Here is an 18,446-nt window from a genome sequence, read left to right as displayed (position 1 = left end):
TTTATTTAGAGTAAAATTTTCAGTAATTTTTCATCACTTTCTTACGTTATTTAATTTCTCAATTCTAATCGATTTTCATTTAAAAAGTTTACTAATATTCAACTTTTGATATTTCTTGCAACTTTAGAATTAACACTCTGTTAATCCCGATTAATGAATTCATTAATGATTAATAGGATGGAATGATCCCTTTTTTTTGTTTATAATAATCTTTTAAATGGCTATTTTAAAGGCTTTATTTCACTATTTTATTAAATTTAAAATATTGGCTTGACATAAATTTGACTTAACAATTTTGTCTGATTTATTAATCATTACTTAACATAAAATAATTACATATATTAAAATTATTGATTTGATTTGCAATAAAAATTTAATATATGTAAAAATGAAAACAATAACCGAAAAATTACTTACCCTTGTTTTTATGTGCCTGATAGTATTTGTTTCAGCGCAAAAACAATTAATTATAGGAACTGTTCTCGATGACAGCCAACCACTTCCTGGCGCGTCGATCAAAATAAAAGGTTCATCGAAAAATGTTGTGACGGATGTTGAAGGAAAATTTACCATCAATGATATTAAAGAAGGTCAATACAGTCTACAAATCAGCTATATAGGATACGAAACTTCAGATATTAATGTTGATGTAAAATCTGGGCAAACAGTAGATTTGGGAGTTTTAAAATTATCTCAAAAACAAAAAAGCATCGATGAAGTTGTGGTGACCGGAAGTTTGAGAAATACGGAAGCAAAAGCTTTAAACCTTCAAAAAAACGCAGTCAATATTTCCAATGTTATCGCTTCGGACGGAATCGGGAAATTACCAGACAGAAATGCTGCCGAATCCGTTCAACGAGTTCAGGGCGTTTCAATTGAAAGAGATCAGGGAGAAGGTAGATTCGTTTCTTTGAGAGGACTTCCGCCGTTTTGGGCATCAACAACCATCAACGGAAATCGACTTCCAACTGCTGAAGAAGAAACGACTTCAAGAGCAACCGCATTCGACTTTTTTCCGACAGAATTGATCTCATATGTTCATGTCAATAAATCTTTTACACCCGACATGGAAGCCGATGGAATCGGAGGTGGCGTGAATTTTATCACCAAAACTCCACCGATGAAAACGGAGTTTAAAGCTACATTGGGAAGCGGCTATAATGCAAAAGCCGACAAAGGTGTTTATAATATAGGATTGATGTATGGCGGAAGAACGAAAGATAAAAAGTTCGGTTATTTGATCAATTTTGCACACTTTATCAGAAACTGGTCGACGGATAATTTCGAGGCGAGAAGAAGTGGTGATGAAGGCGTTTTTCGATTGGAACTTCGTGATTATAATGGAGTTAGAAAAACGACAGGAATTAATGCCGCTTTCGAATATGTTTTGTCGCCGAAGAGCACTTTGTATTTAAAAGGAATGTACGGAACACTTTCGGATGATGAAACGCATTACAAACACAGAGTTCGATTTGATAAATTCAGTTCGGCAAATAATACGGCAAGAGTTGAACTGCAAAACATTCATAATCTTTTAATTACGGAACTGACTTCCATTTCATTAGGCGGAATTCACAATTTAAATAACGGAAAAATAGACTGGGATTTATCGTATTACGACAACCGTTTCAAGTACGGAAATATTCCTGATAAAGCCAACAATTCTTATTATGTCATAAAATATACGCAGTCCGGAGTTGGTATTAATCCTGATTATATTTCAGATCACGGAAATGGTCCGAGAGCTTATTGGAAAGCAGATGGCGGAAAATTAGACTACAAAAATGCAGATCAGTTATTTGGTTTTTACAGCGATCCGAATTTCAAAATGGATGCTTCACAGATGAGATTTACCGACCTTGAATTTTACAAAGTTTTTGTGGAAGAAAAGGATAAAATTGTGGCGGCTTTCAATCACGAAATCAATGTTTCGGATAATTTGACCTTGAAATATGGTTTTAAATATCGTGACAAAGAAAGAAATGCCAGATTTTCAGATATTTTCTACAATTGGACAAACGGAACCGCGCCACTTTTATCGGATATGTCGCAATATATCACGGCTCAGGCGAACGGATCAAAATATTTGAGTGAAATGAATGCTCATATCGGAAATACATTCGGGCCGGTTTCGTCGACGGAAGGAATGAATCAGTTTTGGTTTCAAAATAATGGAAATTTAAAGATCAATCCTACGGATTCTGAAGCGTTGGAATACAACAAAGCATTAGGAAGAAACTTCGATGTTTTTGAAAAACACGCCGATGCATATGGAATGGGAACCTATAAATTGAATGAGAAAATCACCATTTTAGGTGGAATTAGATTGTCAAACACGCATACAAAAGTGAAAGGTTATAATGTGATTGATGATGTGTTGACTCCGGTGGAAAATACCAAAAATTATCTAGCCGTTTTGCCGATGATCCACGTAAAATACGCTTTGAATGACAAAACGAATTTACGTTTTGCTGCCACAAGAACATTTTCAAGACCAAATTTTGGAGACTTAACGCCGGGTGGAACTTATATTGAAGCAGACAATGAATTCAAAGGTGGAAATCCGAATTTGAATCCGACCTATTCTTTAAACTTCGATTTGATGGGAGAATATTATTTCTCAAATGTAGGGATTTTGAGTGGTGGAGTTTTCTATAAATCAATTACAGATCCAATTTTCCAGGATTCTTTTATCGGAAATTATAACGGAATGAACGGAGTACAATTTACTGCTCCAAACAACGGAAAAGCAGCTTGGCTTGGCGGTATTGAATTAGGAATTACTAAAAGATTTGATTTCCTGCCTGGCTTCCTCCAATATTTCGGAACTCAGTTGAGCGCTACTTTCATGGATTCTAAAATGGAAAAACCAAGCGGAAGAACCGTTAAACTTCCTTATCAGGCTAAAGAACTGTATAATATTCAGCTTTTCTTTGAAAAGAAAGGATTTAATGCAAGATTGGCTTACAATTATAAAGGAAAATATGCGGTTGAATATGCTGAGGAAGACTTAAATGATTCATATTATGGCAAATATGCAAGTCTGGATTTCGGAGGTTCTTATCAATTTACAAAGCATTTGATGTTATATGCTGACGTGAATAATATCTTAAATAAACCTTTGATTTATCACTTCGGAAAAGACGAAACGCGTCCGGAGCAGGTTGAATATTATGGAGTAAGATGCAATCTTGGAATTAAGTTGAATTTTTAAACTAACACAATATAAAATGATGAAATCCATTAACAAAAAATCATTAGTAACACTGAAGGCGGCATTCGCTGCTTTTGGTGTCTACTTTTGCATGTATGGTTTTAGAAAACCATTTACAGTAGCTTCTTTTGAAGGGTTGGCTTACTTTGGAGTTGATTATAAAATTTTAATCATTATTGCTCAGGCGGTAGGATATTTTATTTCAAAATTCATCGGAATAAAATTCATCTCAGAACTGAAACCGGAGAAAAGAATTTTTTATTTATTCTTTTTCATAGCCATTGCAGAATTGGCTTTATTAGGATTTGCGGCGGTTCCGGCGCCTTATAATATCGCGTTGATGTTCATTAACGGAATTCCGTTGGGAATGATCTGGGGCATCGTTTTCTCTTATATTGAAGGTCGGAAAACCACGGAAATCATTGGGTTATTTTTATGTTCAAGCTTTGTTGTCTCTTCCGGATTTACAAAGTCTGTAGGAAAATTTTTAATGGATACCTTTAATATTTCAGAATTCTGGATGCCGTTTTCTACAGGTTTGATTTTTATTATCCCGTTATTGCTTTTCGGATTTTTACTGGAAAGAATTCCTGAACCTTCGGAAGAAGATATTTTATCGAAAAATAAAAGACAACCGTTGAATAAAACGGAAAGAAAAGAACTAATCAAACAGTTTTTTGTTCCTGTTCTTTGTATTGTGCTTCTGTATGTAAGTTTAACTATTTTGAGAGATTTCAGGGATAATTTTAACCGCGAAATTTGGGATGGCTTACATTATCAATTTGATTCGTCGATTTTCACTTTAACGGAAATTCCGATTGCGGTCATGGTTTTGTTGATTTTAAGTTTTATGGTGAAAGTTAAAAACAACAAAAAAGCCTTTAAATATTATCATTACATTCTTTTTGCAGGAATTCTTACGGTTGGTTTTTCCACGTATTTATTTCAAAATGGTTCAATTTCTCCGTTTTATTGGATGGTTTTGTCCGGTTTTGGGATGTATATCTGCTATATTCCTTTCAACGGAATTTATTTTGACCGAATGATCGCCGCTTTCGATATCAAAGGAAATGTAGGATTTTTGATTTACGTTGTTGATTCTTTTGGCTATTTAGGAAGCGTTTTAATTCTTCTTTATAAAAACTTCGGATCGGCAAAAACGTCATGGCTTAATTTTTATATTCATCTGAATTACATTATTGTAGGGATTGTTTTAATTACCTCAATCATTGCCTTTTTATCGTTTAGAAAGAAGGCAAAACCGAATTCTAATTTGAATTCAAAATCTAATCAATATATCAATTTCGATACGTCGAAAAATTTAAATTTATAGTAAAAAATGACAACAAAATTTGATTTAATCGTTGTGGGAGGCGGAATTCTTGGGACATTCCATGCTTATCATGCGTTGAAGAAAAATCTAAAAGTGGCTTTGCTGGAAAGAAATTCTATTCCTCAAGGCGCAACGGTGAGAAATTTCGGACAGGTTGTTCCTTCCGGGATGGATCTGAAATGGCAAAACTTCGGGCGCGAAAGTCTGGAAATATATAACGAATTGCATGCTCAAACAGATTTAACGATCAGAAAAAACGGTTCGGTGTACATTGCTTCCAACGATGAAGAATTACAATTGATTGAGGAACTTTTTGAAATTAATAAAAATAATAGTTACGAATCGGTTCTTTTATCTAAAAATGAATGCGTTCAGAAATATGACGGACTTCGTTCGGATTATTGCAAAGGCGGATTATTTTTTCCTCAGGAATTGTCGGTGGATTCAGCGAAAATGATTGTGAAGCTTCACCAACTTTTACAGGAAAAATTCGGATTGCAGATTTTCTATCATACAACGGTTGTTGAAACGAATGAAGACGATCAAAAATGTATCGCAGTAACTTCGGAAGGAACTGAATTTTATGCTTCAAAACTGATTATTTGTGGTGGTCATGAGTTTAAAACCTTATATCCAAAAGTATTCAATGAAAGCGATTTGGAAGTAAGCAAACTGCAAATGCTTCAGACAAAACCACAGGGAATTTATTCTTTGCTGGGAAATATTTTAACGGGACTTTCCATCAGAAGATATGAATCGTTTGGTGAGTGTCCGTCTTTCCAGAAAATTAAAGAATTGGAAGATAAAAACTCCTTTGAAAAGAAATTTGGGATTCATATTTTATTCAAACAGGCTTTGGATGGTTCGATTATTTTGGGAGATTCTCATGAATATGCCGATGCGAAAAATGCCGATGATCTCGGTTTTGATTTAAATATGGATATTGATGAATTCATGATTGAAGAAGCTAAAAAGATTATTGATTTGCCGACTTATGAGATCCAAAGACGTTGGTTTGGCGTGTATTCTCAATGCAAATCGAAAGACATTTTCGAGTACAATCCTTCTCCAAATATCCACATTATCACAGGAATCGGAGGGAAAGGAATGACAGGAAGCGGTGGCTTTTCAAAATTTAATATAGACAAAATTTACGCATAAAAATTAGAATGAAGAATATAGAATTATTGGTTCTGGATATGGCCGGAACTACGATAGATGAAGACAATGTAGTGTACAAAACAGTAATGAGCTCTGTAAATGATTATGGTTATAATGTCACATTAGACAAAGTTTTATCAGTCTGCGCCGGAATGGAAAAACTGGAAGCTATCACAAGTTTATTAAAAGAAATTGGTGGAAATGAAGACGATGCACCCGCCATTTTTGAAAACTTTTCAGATGAATTAAAAGAAGCCTATCAAAATTTAGATGTAAAACCTATCAATGGTGTTGAAAATTTCCTGTTGAATATGAGGTCTAAAAATAAAAAAGTAGTTCTAAACACAGGCTATACTTCCGAAATCGCGCAACAACTTTTAGATAAATTACAATGGAAAGAAAACGTTCATTTTGATGCTTTAATTACCGCAAATGACGTTTCTGAAAGCCGCCCAAGTCCGGAAATGATTTTGTTGGCGATGAAAAAGTTTAATATTAGTCAACCTGAATTGGTTTTAAAAGCAGGCGATTCCGTAATTGATATTGAGGAAGGCAAAAATGCGGGTTGCGGGCTCACAATTGCCGTTCTATCAGGCGCTCAAACGCAATCTGAACTTGAAAAATCACATCCCGATTATATTTTAAATACTATTTCTGAAGCTGAAACTTTATTTAACTAGTTCTTTCAAATTCAGTTATTTAGTAAGCTTCTCTTTATTTATTAGACTTTCACCAACTTTGTCAAAGATTTTAAACTTTGACAAAGTTCTTTCGTACAGAATATCCTTAGTAGCCCTGTAAAAATTTAATTATCAATTAATATTCAGTTCATGAAATTTTACAAATAGTAAACTAATTTTACAATTATTAAAAATAAAATTACTATTTGTAAACTTTTTCTTTTATAAAAACAATCTATTTATGAAAACAAAACTATTTTCAATGGCTGTTCTGGTTGGCTGTTCTTTAATGGCTCAAACCAAAAAAGTTCTTTTCATCGGTATCGATGGTTGCAGGGCAGATGTGATGATGTCTTCCAATACGCCAAACATTCACAGCTTGATCAATCAGTCTATTTATTCTCTTGACGGACTTTGCGCGGCAACAACCTGGAGCGGAAATGGCTGGAGCACGATGTTAACAGGTGTTTGGCATACAAAACATAATGTTCAGGATAATAATTTTACTAGTCCTAATTATGCTAACTATCCTGATTTCTTGACGAGAGCGGAAACGTATAATTCAAATTTGAGAACGATTTCTTTGGCACATTGGAATCCCATTAATGATGAAATTGTTCAGAATGCAGATGTAAAAACAAATTACGGAACAGATTTAGGCGTAAAAAATGCTGCTGTCAGCGCTTTGCAAAGTGATAATCCGGATATTTTATTTATTGATTTTGATGATGTTGACCATGCGGGGCACTCTTACGGATTCAATTCTAATACCTCGCAATATGTTTCTTCAATTGAAACCACAGATGCTTACATCGGAGAAATTGTTGCCGCTATGAAAAACCGTTCGACTTACAATAATGAAGACTGGATGGTGGTTTTAACCACAGATCACGGTGCAACAGACACTTCTCACGGTGGCGGAAGTCTTTCTGAAAGAGATATTTTCACGGTATATTCCAACCCAAATTTTGCCCCTCAGCAGATTAGCAAAACAATTGTTGAATCGAATAAAACTTTCAATCAATTGAATTTTCCAGCGGGTACTTATGCAAAACCTGCGAATCAAACACCTTTTAATTTTGGAGCCACTCAGGATTTTACGATTGAATTATGGGTAAAACCGAATGCCAATTATTCCAGCGATCCGGTGATGATCAGCAATAAAAACTGGGCAAATGGAAAATATAAAGGTTTTGTGATTTCAGGATATTCTGGGCAGACTTTTAAAATGAATATTGGAGACGGAGTGAACAGAATAGATTTGGTAGGCGGAAAAGCAGAAACCAATCAGTGGAAACATATTGCCGTAAGCTTCGACAGAGACGGGCTTGTGACGATGTATGAAGACGGCGTGCCTGTGACTTTTGCTAAAATGAATACCATTGGAAATATCGATTCCGGGCTTCCTTTAACGATTAATCAAGACGGGACAAATGTGTACGGACAAAATCTGGCGGCTTCTTATAAAGACATCAGAGTTTGGAAATCTGCGCTTCCGAATGATGTGATCGTGAACTGGGCAAATCAGGATATTACGTCTTCGCATCCTTATTACAGTCAGTTATTGGCAAATTGGAAATGCGATGAAACTTCCGGAAATACACTGGTAGATTCAAGTGTAAATGCAAATAATGCTACAGTTACAGGTTCTCCGACAAGAGATTTAGCCACAACAAGCAACTTTAAGATCTTTAATTATTTATCAACAACAAGAGAAACGGATCATTTACCGACGGTGCTGAACTGGCTTTGTATTCCGGTGCAGGCTTCTTGGGGAGTTGATGGAGTCAACAGAATTCCGGTTTGTCAAGGAAATGTTTTAGGCGTGAATGATGTGAAATTAAAAAATAATGATTTTGAATTGTTTCCAAACCCTGCCACTCACGATATCAATGTGCGATACAAATCAGATGAAAAGGAATTGAAAGTTGAAGTTATCGATGCAAAAGGTTCAATCTTAACTTCTAAAAAGATGAATTCTTTGAACGGAAATTATAATGAAAAACTGAATATCGAAAATTATCTAAACGGAATTTATTTCATTAAAATCAATGGAAGTCAAAATTCTTTAACCAAAACTTTCATCAAAAAGTAAAACTTACTTATAAAGGTAATTATTAATAGATTTAGATTTGATATTAGAACAAGGATTTGTTTCCGAGTTCTAATATCTTTTTTTTACTTGTTTAAACTTTTTTTACCACAAAAGAAACAAAAGATATTAACACTTTAGTTATTTTAAGTTTAATACTTAAATAAAAAAAGATCACATAAGTTTAAAAAAATCTTTGATTTTTTCTCTTTGCAGACTTTTGAACTCCTTTAAATAAATTCAATAAGATCTTTTGCTTCTTTTACGGTTAAATTTAAAATTAGTTTAAACAAACTTTTTATTAAAATTTTAATCTTTTAAATCTAAAACCATGTGAATATTGGCACGTTTGTATGGTGAAGGATTGCCCGCTACTTTTTCAAAACCTAGTTTGTAATAGAGGTTAATCGCGGGGCCTAGAATGGTGTTACTTTCGAGATATAAGGTCGAGCCACCCATTTCTTTTGCTTTTTTTACAATCGCCTGACCCAAAAGCCAGCCAATACTTTTCCCCTGAACCCTTGGTGAAACGGCCATTTTTGCCATTTCAAAATCATATTTGGGATCATTCATTTTAATTAAAGCACAAACGCCGACAGTTTCATTTTGATAAAGCGCGACCAAAATTTTTCCGCCTTTATCAAGAATATATTCCTTTGGATGATCCAGCGCTTTATAATCGGCTTCTTCCATTTCAAAATAAGTTGAGATCCATTCTTCATTCAGATCTTTAAAGGCCTGCTGATATTTTTCTTCGTATTCCACAATTTCAACTTCTTTACTTTCGCGGGTTTTCTTTTGATCCTGAACCCTTTTAAACAAAGATTTTTTCTCCAAAAGATGTTCCCATTCTTTAATGGCTTCCCAAAGATTGTGTGAAGCTTCATTCAGCATCAATTCCACAGCATTGTCGATATCCTGACACTGGATTTTGATTTTATCTGAAAGCGCCATTCCTTTTTCCGAAAGAGCAACCACATTTCTGCGCTTGTCCGCCGACTGAATACTGTCGTTAATAAATCCTTCCTTCGTCATTTCCTTTACAATTTTCGTCACGGAAGGTTGAGAATGCCCGATTTCTTCAGCAATTTCAGTGATCGTTTTTTCTCCTTCTTCGGAAAGTAAAAAATAGACCGGAAACCATTTCGGAACAAACCCTTCCACATTATACATCTCATAGATTTTAGCCGCATCGTCGGTCATTTTTGCAGTTAAAACTCTCATTCTGCTTCCTAAAGCCATTTTCCCGGTTTTGTCAAAAACATTCATTGTTTTATAATTTATTATATAACTAGTTATGCAAATGTAAAAAGTTTAATTTTTATCACCAAATTTTCAATTAAATTTTTAGGAAATAAAGTTTAATTTATATTACAGTTTTGGTTTCTTTTTTAAATTGTGAAATATGTAATGCTTTTTTTTAAGGCAAAGATTTTATTGCTTTCTACTGATTTTTAGAAGACAAAGGCAAATGAATTTGCTCCGCGAAGCTTGAAAAAACGCTTCATCAAATCAACTTGTTGATGCTCCTTGGCTCACTTGAATATTTTACAGTTAAATTAAAACTTTGCGTTAAAATAATACACTAAAATTTAAATGTTTATTTGAAATTTTCTACAACTATTTTAGCAATATTTCTCGTAATTTCGGTAGGAGAGTGGCAATCACAATTACTAAATCCTATCACGTAAATATCTTTACTCGGGATATAAACGGCCATACTTTTAAAGCCAAAAATGCTTCCGCCGTGTTCTCTGTCTGGAATTCCATTAATCTCTTTAAGATGCCAACCGTAACCGTAAGTAATTTCCTCACCGGAATTTAATTGATATTTTTGAAAGGCTTTCCGAGATTCTTTCGAACTTAATAAGGTATTTTGATTTAAAGCATTTTGCCATTTCAGCATATCGTCAACAGTAGACATTAGGGAGCCGGACGAAAATGGAATACTGAAATTAATGATCGTTTTATTTACATAGCCATGTTCTTTTTTGTGATAACCATACGCTCTTTTGGGAATGATTTGGCGGTCGGTTGCATAATAAGAATGTGTCATTCCTGCTTTATCGAAAATATTTTTCTGAATAAAATTTTCGTAAGTATCTCCTGAAACGAGCTCGATAATATAGCCTAACAAAACATATCCTGAATTATTATAATCAAATTTTTCACCAGGAAGGAAATCTACAGGCTCGTTTTTGAAAAAATCGACCATCATTTCGGGTTTCATTTCTTTTTGAGCAATTGTAGAAATCAATTTCATTTTGGTAAAATCTTTAATTCCCGAGGTATGCGTCAACAGATGCTGAATCGTGATTTTATCTCCGTTAGGATAATCTTTTACATATTTTGAAACTGGATCGGTTACCTTCAGTTTGCCTTGTTCTTCCAACTGTAAAATAGCAATGGCAGTGAATTGCTTGGTCATAGAACCGATTTGAAATACATTATCCGGAGTCATATTAATATCAAGTTCGAGATTGGCTTTTCCAAATGCTTTTTTATAAAGTGGTTTTCCCTTTAGAGTTACCATAAAAGCACCGCCCGGAGCATTTTTATCTTTAAATTCAGTTGAAATAATGCTGTCAATGGTAGCTTCAGCTTTTTTCGATAAGTTTTGACTAAAAAAGGAAGTTGCTGAAAGTAAAAGTAGAGTGGATGAAAGTATCGTAAATTTTTTCAAAGCTTAGTTTTTAATTGTGATTGATGGAAATAAAAAATCCTTTAATTTCTTAAAGGATTGGTATATATTTGTTATAAAATGTTACTTTTTATTTTCGCGCATAGCTCTGATTAACTGTTTGTTTCTCTTTTCTGCTCTTTCGTTATTCAGTGATAATGCTGCCCAAATCGCTGCCGGAGCCCAACCGATCAACGTAATTTGTAAAATAAGACAAAGAATTCCCGTGAAAATTTTTCCGCGAACGATGAATGATAAAAAGGGTAATAAGATGGCTAATAACATATTTGTAGTTTTTTTATTTTAATGCGATTGAGGATCAAAATAAGCTTTAAAAGTCAGCGGATCTTCACTAAAATTTTCAGAAATCTCTAAATATTCATGGTATTCTTCCGTGTGCATTCCCAAATCGATCATGACAATGGCGAGATTGATATACAGATTTTTATCTTCCGAACCCAAATCTACTGCCATTTTTAGAACCGCCAAAGCATTTTCATTTTCACCAGAATCAGATAAAACAGCACCCAAATTGATTAAAGCAGAAGTATTTTGTGGTTCAATAGTCAGAATATCTTTTAATTCTGTCAGCATCAGTTCATTGATTTCATCCCAATAATCTTCGTTTTCCAACCTTTTGGCTTGGAGTTTTTTTATGTTTTCTAATCTTTTTGTTATCGTGTTCATCGTCTAAATTCCCGGATTGATTTTTATTAAGGTACAAATTAATTCAAATTTTCACAATCTTGTTTATCTATTTGAAATAAATCCATCATTTTTCCGGAATAATCAATTGATTTTTTAAAGGTCATTCCGTTTTTTAACGCAATATTTTTTGAATCTTTATTTTCTGGAATAATAATGGAAACCAACCGATTGTGTAGATTGTTTTCAAAAGCAAAATCTTTACATTTTGTAGCCGCTTCAATCGCAAAACCTTGATCTCGAAATTCAGGAAGAATAGAGTAAGCAATTTCCAGTTCAAATGTATTTTCCACTTCACGTACCAATAATCCGCATTGTCCGATCAATTGCTGAGTTTCTTTCGAAATCAGTACATTTTGCCCGCCGAGATTATTTTCATACCGATGAAAAGTCCATTCAAACCATTTTTCACAACATTCTTTTGGCGTTTTAAAATTTTCCATTCCGAGCATTTTTGGCGGTATGTTCATCTTTAAATAATTCAAGCCAATGATCAAAATCGGAATTTTCCAGTTTTCGAAAAAGAAGTCTTTAGGTTTCCTGATCGGTGAGAAGGTATTTCATAATTTAAAAGTACAATTTTTACAAATTATCTGAATTTCAAATCATACTTGCTTTTATCTAAAAAAACAACGGATTATCCATTTGAATCATTTCCCGGATCGCCTGTTTTAATATGTTACATGGAATAGAAAGGTTTTGAAGATTAAAAAACGAGGTTACAGTACATTTTCAAAAATTAGGTTGTTGATATTTTGTTTTAAAATCAATTCCGTTTTCATAATTTGCAGGATCTACAAAAGTAATCACTCCAATATCAGAATTTAATCTTTGTTTTAAATCATTTAAATAAATTTCAGCCAATGTAATTGTACCATCAATTGTTAAACTAAATATAGTTTTATTGTCATCCGTAATATTCACACCAAACGAAATATTATTAGGATTGTCCGAAAGCTGATTCCAGTAAAACGTTGTATCAACATTATCCGTATTCACAAAATAATCAATCATTTCCTGATTGCTGCTAAATCCTTTATCACTATCAACTCTGAAAGTGTAATCCAAATTTAGTGGTTCGTATTTTGGTAAATAAAGTTTTAAAAGCTCAAAGATTTTTTCAGATGATTTCCCATCATAATAAACTTGGCAGACAATATCTCTGATTATTTCCATTGATTTTGTATTAAAATTAAAAACCATTAAGATCAAACTTAATGGTTTCAATGTTTTATTTGTCATCCAAACGCTCTCTTCAACAAACTCTCCACTTTCGGCTCACTTCCTCTGAAACTCTTATACAATTCCATCGGATCTTTTGTACCGCCGGACGAAAGAAGAACCTTATATTTTGTGGCAATTTCAGGATTGAAAATTCCATTTTCCTTGAAATATTGGAAGGCGTCTGCATCCAAAACTTCCGCCCATTTGTAAGAATAATATCCTGCAGAATATCCACCTTGGAAAATATGGGAAAAGCTCGGACTCATCGCTGTTTCAGGATTTGCAGGGTACAATTGCGTAGCTTTCGTATAGTTATCCTCAAACTCTTTCACACTTTTATTCTCCAACTCTGCAACTTTAGTATGATAATTCATATCCAGCAGTCCAAAACCAAGCTGTCTCAACGTCTGATAACCTTCCATAAAGTTTTTCGACTGAGCGATTTTCTCGATTTTTTCATCCGGTAAAACTTCACCTGTTTTATAATGTTGGGCGAAAGTTTTTAAGAATTCCGGTTCGTAGCAGAAATTCTCTAAAAACTGAGAAGGTAATTCCACAAAATCCCATTTCACAGAAGTTCCAGAAAGGGTAGGATATTGCGTGTTTGCTAACATTCCGTGAAGAGCGTGACCAAATTCATGAAACAAAGTCGTCACTTCCTGAAACGTCAATAAACTCGGTGTATCTTTCGTCGGCTTGCTGAAATTACAAACGATAGAAATATGCGGACGAGAATTTTCTCCGTCCTTTTGATACTGGCTTTTATAGCTCGTCATCCAGGCTCCGGCTCTCTTACCTTTTCTCGGAAAATAATCTACATAAAGTAAAGCTTTGAAAGTTTTTTCAGGATTGTTACTTCCATCTTCCGACTTCCCGCTTCCTGCCTCAAAAACTTTGTAAACTTTTACGTCTTCGTGGTATTTTGGAATGTCATTTCTTTCCTCAAAAGTCAATCCGAAAAGTTTGTTTGATAATCCGAAAACAGCTTCCTGAACTTGCTCTAATGGAAAATAAGGTTTTAATTCCTCATCATTCAAATCATATTTTGCTTTACGGAGTTTTTCTGTATAAAAAGCATGATCGTAAGCTTGTATTTCCTCGATTCCGTCGGCTTTTGCTAAAGATTTTAATTCTTCGATTTCTTTATTAGCGTAAGGTTTTGCTTTAATTAAAAGTTCATTCAAAAAGTCGATCACTTTCGTTGGAGATTTTGCCATTCTCTCTTCCAAAACGTAATCTGCGTAATTCGTGTAACCTAATAATTCTGCTTTTTGTTGCTTTAAATTTAAAAGCTCTTTAATTAAGTTTTGATTATCAAATTCACCGCCATCGAAAGATTTTTTACCGTTTGCCAATGCAATTTCTTTTCTCAATTCACGGTTTTCAGCATACGTCATAAACGGAATATAGCTTGGATATTGTAAAGTCACAACCCAGCCTTCCAGATTTCTTTCTTTTGCTTCTTCGGCATATTGTTCCAAAATCGCTTCCGGAATTCCTGCCAAATCTTCTTTATTGGTGATATGTTTAAAATAATTATTCGTTGAAGCCAACACGTTTTGTCCGAATTGAAGTGACTTTAAAGATAAATCCATACTGATTTTCTTCAATTTTTCTTTGTCTTCTTCATTTAATAATGCACCGCTTCTTACAAAACCTTTGTAAGTTTCATTCAAAAGCATTTGCTGTTCTTCGTTCAGGTTGTATTTTTCTTTTTCGTCGTAAACTTTTTTAATTTTATTGAAAAGTGCTTCGTTTTGAGAAATTTTTGAAGAATATTCCGTTAAAATCGGCGAAACTTCCTGAGCAATTTGTTGTAATTCATCGCTCGTTTCAGCAGAATTTAAATTGAAAAATATATTAGAAACCTTATCAAGCTGCTCTCCGGAATATGCCAAAGCTTCAATCACATTTTCAAAAGTTGGTTCTTCAGAATTGTTGACAATTGCGTCGATCTCTTCCTCTGATTTTTTAATTAATTCTTGAAAAGCGGGAAGATAATCTTCATTTTTAATAGAAGTGAACGGCGCGGAATGATATGGTGTATTAAAATTTTCTGTTAAAATATTCATTTTTCGTTTTTTAATTATTGTAAATGTAAGGAATCATAGTTGATTCGTGAGGTGATGGCGCAAAAATAATGCCCGACTGAAAAGTTGTGACAAAATTGTTTATCTTTAATAATCTTGTCATATGCGAAGTTGGAATGTTGGGGGAATGGCTAATTTTGACAATAGGTTGTAAAGAACTTTGTCAAAGATTTAAACTTTGACAAAGTTGATTAGCTTTTAAAATTAAAATAAACCCTAAATATTTAAACTATGAAAACATTCTTAAAAATCATCGGGATAATTCTTTTCTTCATTATTGTATATGGTATTGTGGCAATGCTGGCTTTCGGTAAAACTTATCATTATGAAAAATCGATTGTGATTAATGCTCCGAAAGAAAAAGTGTGGCAACAAGTAGGCTCAATGAAAGCTTTTAACGAATGGAACCCGTGGATGAAACTCGATCCTGCAATGAAAATTGACTACACCGGAAATCCTGGTCAAGTAGGCGATAAGTATTGCTGGGACAGTAAAAATGATGATGCCGGAGCTGGCTGCCAAGAAATCAAAGAATTGGTTGCAAATGAAAAGCAAAAAACAGAAATGACTTTTATGAGACCTTTCGAAGGACAGGCAACTTCAGAAATTATTTTAACCACAGAAGGGAGTTCCACAAAAGTAACTTGGAGTATGGATACCGAACAGGAAACTTGGATGAAACTCATGCGACCAATGATGGATTACCAGATGGGAAAATCTTACGGCGAAGGTCTTGATAATCTTAAAAAACTTTCAGAAAAATAAAAACGGAAGCCTAGTGAAATTCACAGGGCTTTTCTATTTAAAATCAACATTATTTTATTACAATAGCAATGGTGATGATGATTGCAATGCACACAAGTACATAATGAATATTCTTTACCAAAGAGTATGATGTCAAAGTATTAATAATAATCTATATTGAGGATAAGAATATTTACGTTTTACTATCTTTTATCGTTGAATGAACCATAGCCACCATTGCCTTTAGGGTTTGGTCCGTATTCATTCGAACCATAATCACTATCCGCAATCATCATCCAAATAGGGTAAAACGGGATGAGCTGAAACCAGCCGCTATTTCCCAAATCGTGACATCTTTTTGCACCCTGAGCAAGCATAAAAAGTAATAGTATAAGCCTTAATAGGAATAAAATAATGTGTACTGCAAGATTGTCTGTCATTCCGTAGACGATTTGTAAAGGAATTCCAAAACATAGATTGAGCATTATAGAAACGATATATTCTGAACGTTTTATTCTTCCATGAAAGGAAAATAGATTGGATTTCATCATTTTAATTGTTTGTGTTTCTGCAAATATAAATATTATTTAAAAAATATTATCTTTATATAAAGATTCGATGTATGGAGAAGATTGTATTTGAGAAAAATGACATAAGAAGTTATGTAAAAAACGTGATTGCAGAAAAGATCGAAAAGCTAAAAAACTTTATCGAGTTTACCTTGGAGGCAAGTCGCGACATCAAAAAAACTCCGAAATATGACAGTATGCGAGAAGAAATGCAGGAGGAAATTTACCAAATGCAAAGACAGCTCGCTGCGCTGCATGATTTGAGGAGAAATATGGCAAAAGTTTTAAATAATTCTACCGAAAGAGTTCAGTTGGGTTCTTTGGTAATTACCAATAAAGCCCGTTTTTATATCTCAGTTTCGTTGGGCGAATTCTTTTTTGAAGGTGACCGTTTTTATGCTATTTCTTCCGAAAGTCCGATGGCTAAAAAGATGATGGGCATGAAACCAGGCGATGAGTTTACATTAAATAAGATTCATCAGAAAATTGTTGAGGTTTTATAGTTATTTAGGAATTAGTTTGCAGATAAAATGCTCTAAAAATTTCCTTTTCATGAACGGGTGGCGAAAATTCAAAGAATTATCCGTTAAGATTTTTCTCTTGTTAAATTAATAGGGTAGTGTTTCACTAACTGTGTAAGTTGAAAAGTTATTCTGAAAAATTTTTGAGGGCTCAAAAGCTCAGAAATAATTTTCGGAACTCACTTTTTATTATTTTTAACCTATATAGTTATGATCGACAAAGAAGAATTATTAAACAACAAGGATTTCTATAAATCCTTTAAAAACGGAAGATTTAACCTCTTTCTTCAAACAGATGCACAAACGTGCTGTTGAACATATGCTGGAGGCAGAACTTGATGCTCATCTGGACAATGAAAAACATGAAAAAACCAGAGAAGGGAACTATCGCAACAGGCATGGCACCAAGAAAATAAAATCCTCTTTTGGAGAGAGTGAAATCAAAGTTCCCAGAGACAGAGCAAGCAGTTTTGAACCTGTACTAGTACCCAAAAGGCATAACATCATCGAAGGTCTGGAGAATATTATCATCTCATTCTATGCCAAAGGAATGAGTGTGAGCGATATCGAAGAGCAGATTAAAGAGCTGTACGATTTTGAAATATCTTCTTCTGCCATCTCCAGGATTACCAATACCGTTGCCTCCGAAGTGATTAGCTGGCAAAACCGCCCCTTGGAAGATTTGTATTTAATTGTATGGATGGACGGAATCGTATTCAAGGTTCGTGAAAACTCCAAGGTTATTAATAAGACCATCTATTTGGCAGTAGGATTAAATCGTGAAGGAAGGAAAGAAGTTCTTGGAATGTGGCTCGGTAAGAATGAAAGCTCGAGCTTCTGGATGGGAGTTTTAACGGATCTTAAAGCTCGTGGTGTAGAAGACATCCTCATTACGGCAACGGATAATCTGAATGGATTTACCCAAACCATTCGCTCAGTTTTCCCACAATCTCAAACCCAAATCTGTGTGGTTCACCAAATCAGAAATGCCTGTAAATATGTGGTTTGGAAGGATAGAAAAGAGTTCTCTGCAGATATGAAGCTTATTTATACCGCTCCTACCAAGCAGGCCGCAGAAGCTGCTTTGAGGGATTTTGCAGAAAAATGGGAATCCAAATATTCCTATGCCATCAAATCCTGGAGGGATAATTGGGATGAATTAACCGTATTTTTTGAATTTCCTTTAGAGATCCGTAAAATCATTTATACCACCAATTTAATTGAGAATCTCAACGGTAAAATCCGAAAATACACTAAAAACAAAATGTCTTTCCCTACGGATGATGCGGTCTTGAAATCTGTTTACCTTGCTTTGAAAGAAGCCACAAAAAAACGGTCGATGCCTATTCAGAATTGGGGTATTGTTCTCAACCAATTTATGCTTATTTTTGAAGAAAGGCTCAGATTATAAAATCCAAGCCCTTACTTTTTAA

General features: G+C 34.1%; 15 protein-coding genes and 1 pseudogene. 8 read left to right on the top strand and 8 right to left on the bottom strand.

Annotated elements, in window-relative coordinates:
• Positions 1-388 precede the first annotated feature (388 nt).
• The 5 genes from OXQ85_RS01075 (at position 389) to OXQ85_RS01055 (ending at position 8,483) form a co-directional block, all read left to right on the top strand.
• Positions 389-3,214, top strand: coding sequence for a TonB-dependent receptor (locus OXQ85_RS01075; protein ID WP_267401814.1), 2,826 nt, complete (start codon positions 389-391; stop codon positions 3,212-3,214).
• 16 nt (positions 3,215-3,230) lie between these two features.
• Complete coding sequence (locus tag OXQ85_RS01070; RefSeq protein WP_267401813.1) at positions 3,231-4,547, top strand: DUF5690 family protein; 1,317 nt, start codon at positions 3,231-3,233, stop codon at positions 4,545-4,547.
• Between the two features lie 6 nt (positions 4,548-4,553).
• Positions 4,554-5,708, top strand: coding sequence for a TIGR03364 family FAD-dependent oxidoreductase (locus OXQ85_RS01065; RefSeq protein WP_267401812.1), 1,155 nt, complete (start codon positions 4,554-4,556; stop codon positions 5,706-5,708).
• A gap of 8 nt (positions 5,709-5,716) precedes the next feature.
• Positions 5,717-6,388, top strand: coding sequence for an HAD-IA family hydrolase (locus OXQ85_RS01060; RefSeq protein ID WP_267401810.1), 672 nt, complete (start codon positions 5,717-5,719; stop codon positions 6,386-6,388).
• A gap of 241 nt (positions 6,389-6,629) precedes the next feature.
• Positions 6,630-8,483, top strand: a complete 1,854-nt coding sequence (locus tag OXQ85_RS01055) for an alkaline phosphatase family protein (RefSeq protein WP_267401809.1) — start codon at positions 6,630-6,632, stop codon at positions 8,481-8,483.
• Positions 8,484-8,789: 306 nt separating this feature from the next.
• Here OXQ85_RS01055 and OXQ85_RS01050 read toward each other — a convergent pair whose 3' ends face one another.
• The 7 genes from OXQ85_RS01050 to OXQ85_RS01020 all read right to left on the bottom strand — a co-directional run bounded on the left by OXQ85_RS01050 (position 8,790) and on the right by OXQ85_RS01020 (position 15,161).
• Complete coding sequence (locus OXQ85_RS01050; RefSeq protein ID WP_267401808.1) at positions 8,790-9,749, bottom strand: helix-turn-helix domain-containing GNAT family N-acetyltransferase; 960 nt, start codon at positions 9,747-9,749, stop codon at positions 8,790-8,792.
• Between the two features lie 331 nt (positions 9,750-10,080).
• Positions 10,081-11,163, bottom strand: coding sequence for a serine hydrolase domain-containing protein (locus OXQ85_RS01045; protein WP_267401807.1), 1,083 nt, complete (start codon positions 11,161-11,163; stop codon positions 10,081-10,083).
• A gap of 81 nt (positions 11,164-11,244) precedes the next feature.
• On the bottom strand, positions 11,245-11,445 hold the full coding sequence (locus tag OXQ85_RS01040) for a YqaE/Pmp3 family membrane protein (RefSeq protein ID WP_267401806.1): 201 nt from the start codon (positions 11,443-11,445) through the stop codon (positions 11,245-11,247).
• Between the two features lie 18 nt (positions 11,446-11,463).
• Entirely contained in the window at positions 11,464-11,847 is a 384-nt protein-coding gene (locus OXQ85_RS01035; RefSeq protein WP_267401805.1) for a hypothetical protein, read from the bottom strand.
• A 38-nt stretch (positions 11,848-11,885) separates the two neighbouring features.
• Complete coding sequence (locus OXQ85_RS01030; protein ID WP_267401804.1) at positions 11,886-12,308, bottom strand: GNAT family N-acetyltransferase; 423 nt, start codon at positions 12,306-12,308, stop codon at positions 11,886-11,888.
• A gap of 289 nt (positions 12,309-12,597) precedes the next feature.
• The gene (locus tag OXQ85_RS01025; protein ID WP_267401803.1) at positions 12,598-13,041 is read right to left on the bottom strand and encodes a hypothetical protein; all 444 of its coding nucleotides are present in this window, start codon (positions 13,039-13,041) and stop codon (positions 12,598-12,600) included.
• Positions 13,042-13,103: 62 nt separating this feature from the next.
• Positions 13,104-15,161, bottom strand: coding sequence for a M3 family metallopeptidase (locus tag OXQ85_RS01020; RefSeq protein WP_267401801.1), 2,058 nt, complete (start codon positions 15,159-15,161; stop codon positions 13,104-13,106).
• Positions 15,162-15,410: 249 nt separating this feature from the next.
• On the opposite strand from OXQ85_RS01020, the gene OXQ85_RS01015 reads away from it, so the two are divergent.
• Positions 15,411-15,944: an SRPBCC family protein gene (locus tag OXQ85_RS01015; protein ID WP_267401799.1), complete on the top strand. Its 534-nt coding sequence runs from the start codon at positions 15,411-15,413 to the stop codon at positions 15,942-15,944.
• 182 nt (positions 15,945-16,126) lie between these two features.
• Here the strand turns inward: OXQ85_RS01015 and OXQ85_RS01010 are convergent, their stop codons facing one another.
• Complete coding sequence (locus OXQ85_RS01010) at positions 16,127-16,474, bottom strand: DUF805 domain-containing protein (protein ID WP_267401797.1); 348 nt, start codon at positions 16,472-16,474, stop codon at positions 16,127-16,129.
• Between the two features lie 71 nt (positions 16,475-16,545).
• Here OXQ85_RS01010 and OXQ85_RS01005 point away from each other — a divergent pair, with 71 nt between their 5' ends.
• Together OXQ85_RS01005 and OXQ85_RS01000 are read left to right on the top strand one after the other, a co-directional pair.
• Entirely contained in the window at positions 16,546-16,995 is a 450-nt protein-coding gene (locus OXQ85_RS01005) for a hypothetical protein (protein ID WP_267401796.1), read from the top strand.
• Between the two features lie 228 nt (positions 16,996-17,223).
• A pseudogene (locus tag OXQ85_RS01000) lies at positions 17,224-18,424 on the top strand (IS256 family transposase).
• Positions 18,425-18,446: the final 22 nt, after the last annotated feature.

This window comes from Chryseobacterium sp. GM_Chr_2, from assembly GCF_026540445.1.
Classification (GTDB): domain Bacteria; phylum Bacteroidota; class Bacteroidia; order Flavobacteriales; family Weeksellaceae; genus Chryseobacterium.
Note: the sequence above shows the minus strand (reverse complement) of the source record. Positions and strands in the feature narration are given on the sequence as shown.

Coding starts and splice junctions, on each gene's coding strand:
- OXQ85_RS01075 (WP_267401814.1), top strand. CDS start 389: ATGAAAACAATAACCGAAAAATTACTTACCCTTGTTTTTATGTGCCTG.
- OXQ85_RS01070 (WP_267401813.1), top strand. CDS start 3,231: ATGATGAAATCCATTAACAAAAAATCATTAGTAACACTGAAGGCGGCA.
- OXQ85_RS01065 (WP_267401812.1), top strand. CDS start 4,554: ATGACAACAAAATTTGATTTAATCGTTGTGGGAGGCGGAATTCTTGGG.
- OXQ85_RS01060 (WP_267401810.1), top strand. CDS start 5,717: ATGAAGAATATAGAATTATTGGTTCTGGATATGGCCGGAACTACGATA.
- OXQ85_RS01055 (WP_267401809.1), top strand. CDS start 6,630: ATGAAAACAAAACTATTTTCAATGGCTGTTCTGGTTGGCTGTTCTTTA.
- OXQ85_RS01050 (WP_267401808.1), bottom strand. CDS start 9,749: ATGAATGTTTTTGACAAAACCGGGAAAATGGCTTTAGGAAGCAGAATG.
- OXQ85_RS01040 (WP_267401806.1), bottom strand. CDS start 11,445: ATGTTATTAGCCATCTTATTACCCTTTTTATCATTCATCGTTCGCGGA.
- OXQ85_RS01035 (WP_267401805.1), bottom strand. CDS start 11,847: ATGAACACGATAACAAAAAGATTAGAAAACATAAAAAAACTCCAAGCC.
- OXQ85_RS01030 (WP_267401804.1), bottom strand. CDS start 12,308: ATGGAAAATTTTAAAACGCCAAAAGAATGTTGTGAAAAATGGTTTGAA.
- OXQ85_RS01025 (WP_267401803.1), bottom strand. CDS start 13,041: ATGGAAATAATCAGAGATATTGTCTGCCAAGTTTATTATGATGGGAAA.
- OXQ85_RS01020 (WP_267401801.1), bottom strand. CDS start 15,161: ATGAATATTTTAACAGAAAATTTTAATACACCATATCATTCCGCGCCG.
- OXQ85_RS01015 (WP_267401799.1), top strand. CDS start 15,411: ATGAAAACATTCTTAAAAATCATCGGGATAATTCTTTTCTTCATTATT.
- OXQ85_RS01010 (WP_267401797.1), bottom strand. CDS start 16,474: ATGATGAAATCCAATCTATTTTCCTTTCATGGAAGAATAAAACGTTCA.
- OXQ85_RS01005 (WP_267401796.1), top strand. CDS start 16,546: ATGGAGAAGATTGTATTTGAGAAAAATGACATAAGAAGTTATGTAAAA.